This is a genomic window from Pseudomonas sp. NFPP28, assembly GCF_900115535.1.
Taxonomy (GTDB): Bacteria; Pseudomonadota; Gammaproteobacteria; order Pseudomonadales; family Pseudomonadaceae; genus Aquipseudomonas; species Aquipseudomonas extremorientalis.
Genome location: NZ_FOWT01000019.1, coordinates 1 through 2,278, shown reverse-complemented (window position 1 = coordinate 2,278; position 2,278 = coordinate 1). Strand labels below are relative to the sequence as shown.

The window sequence follows — 2,278 nt, the reverse complement described above, 5'->3', positions numbered from 1 at the left end:
ATATTCACCATTTTCAATAATCAGAAACTCATCATCCACATCATTAAAATCCAACTCGTAAAAATCCTCAAGCAGCAGTAGGTCACTGCCAGGCATAACCACTTTAAACTTTCCTTGATAGCCTCTACCAACCACAATCCTATATAGCTTATTGCCCTCTCCGAAATCCAATGAAACCCAGTCATTCCGATAGCTGAAAGACTCCACGACTGCACCTACATCGATGGCGGAGCCCACCGGCGTTCGAACGCCAATCCAACCTGAACTTTCGAGCAAAATTTTATTAAGAGCGGAGTTTGAGTCGTACCACTCCACAGCGCCAATTTTTTCCTGAACACAGGAAAAGTCTTCGCCCAAATAAAAACCAGCCGCACTCAAGCCAGGACTCAACTCAGCCATAAGATCAGGAAATAATAAAGTCATTCACCATCACTCCTAGTTTTTCCATTCCCCAGCTTCATATTTTAACCGACTTCCCTGCTTATCATAATACTGCTGATAGCTGGTTATCGTTCTAGGCTTGAAACCTGTGAATGACAATCGACTCCTCTCTAGCTTTTAAAAGCGTTAGCACAACGCGCAACGCCCGCTCATCATTCGAGTCACCGAGAGACTCCGCGCACCGACCTCGCCAAGCCTAAGACTTCGCCAGCAGAGCAGATTCAAGATCGCTCTCCGGGGTTTAGGGTGAATGTGTGGGAATCCCTCAGGGTCCGTCTGCTTTTTTGATTTATTTACCATGCGGCGTGACGATTCAACGGTATAGACTTTCCGGAACGCCTCATCTTTCAACTGTCGCTTTGGATGCTGAGAACAATAGTCAACGGCCTTTTCGCCAAGCCCGCTTTACCCATGCGTTGCTAACAGAAACGGGACTCACTAATGCCTAAAGATGATTGATTTTGCGAAGTCTGCATACTTATAAAACCAACTTAACGCAAACAAAATCGAGAATGGCATTCCCAACCATACAAATACCACATCAAATTCCACCTCAAACCCTGCAGAAATAAACAGGACTGGCAACAATGCCAGCAGGCATCCTATGGAAAGCATTACGACTAAAACACCCGCCGCCATTATTGCCGAGAACATCAACTTACTTACCGTCACCCTTAGCCTCCTCGTAAAAGCCGTAGCCCTTATAACCCACTCCGCCGACATACACACCTAGCGCCGTACCAAATGGGGTTTTCGTGCCTAACAACGGAATGAAAAAATTATTATCCATCTTCGGAACCAAAACCCCGAAGATCGAACCCTTCCTCAATCCATCTGAAGCTCCCATCACGAGAGGGACCTTCCCAAAGCCAGCACCGGCGGAAAGTAACGTATCCGCCCCCTGGTAGACCAATGGACCATAGCCACCGGGAATCAAGTCAAAAGCCGACTTAACAGGGTTGTAACTCTTAGGCTCATCCCCCCAAAAATGGTTGTACATCCCCGTGGTTCCTTCCAAGACATTACCTGCCCCAAACGCACTCATGGGAGCGCCCACGAAGCAGCCCGCTGCAGTTGCGCACAGGGTAACGCCTGCACTCACGGTCATGCCACCTAAACCCGCTGTGACTGCATTTTTTCCGACTGGGATTACATCGGACGTTGTTCCGTCAGCCAGACGATCAAAAAAACTATAGTTAAACAGCCCTTTTTCTTGCTGCACTTGCGCCCACGTAAGTTCATTACTGAGTCCAGCCATATCTGATTCCGTAAGGTATTTATTACGGTACTCTTCGCCGCCTCGTTCAAACTCCGCCCAGCACTTCGTCAGAAAACAGGTCGCTTTTTCGAGATTTTCTTTTTTGAAATCTCCTTTTTCAGTCTCTTGCTGTATAGCGTCAGTTTCATCTTTATGTGCAGAACGATTGTAGAGGGTAGCATTTTTCGCAATCCATCCACCTTTCTCGATGGACTTCGCATCAGCATCTTTTTGCGAAGCTGCCGCCAGAACACCGACTATTTGAGAACTCATAGCTAGCAGATTCTTATCACCGCTAACCAACGAATCCAAATGAACTACAGCCGCTTCGTTAATACCCGCCGCCAACGCGCCGGTCTTGAAGTCCCCACCGGTCGCCTGGGCAAGTAATCCACCGACCATCGCATGCACCAATATCTTCGGCGGGTAGCCATCAGTCAGTTTGCCCTTGGTGTAATCCCCCACAGCATTGAAGCTTGCGGCTGCCAATGTATTGAACAATGCGCCTTTGAGTGCATCACCAAAGTCACCACCTTGTCCGAGCGCTTTGCTCAGCAAAGTCGACGTACCGTTCTGCAA

Annotated in this window: 3 protein-coding genes; all 3 read right to left on the bottom strand. The window is 48.1% G+C overall.

Features of this window, described 5'->3' with window-relative positions; genetic code table 11:
- A partial coding sequence (locus BM110_RS29150) for a hypothetical protein (protein WP_139217598.1) occupies nucleotides 1–423 on the bottom strand: 423 nt, incomplete at its 3' end.
- 456 nt (nucleotides 424–879) lie between these two features.
- Complete coding sequence (locus BM110_RS29145; protein WP_093514681.1) at nucleotides 880–1,113, bottom strand: hypothetical protein; 234 nt, start codon at nucleotides 1,111–1,113, stop codon at nucleotides 880–882.
- Nucleotides 1,100–2,278, bottom strand: a 1,179-nt coding sequence (locus BM110_RS29140) for a DUF637 domain-containing protein (RefSeq protein ID WP_175538878.1), incomplete at its 5' end; no start/stop codon positions are given. The genes BM110_RS29145 and BM110_RS29140, both read right to left, overlap by 14 nt.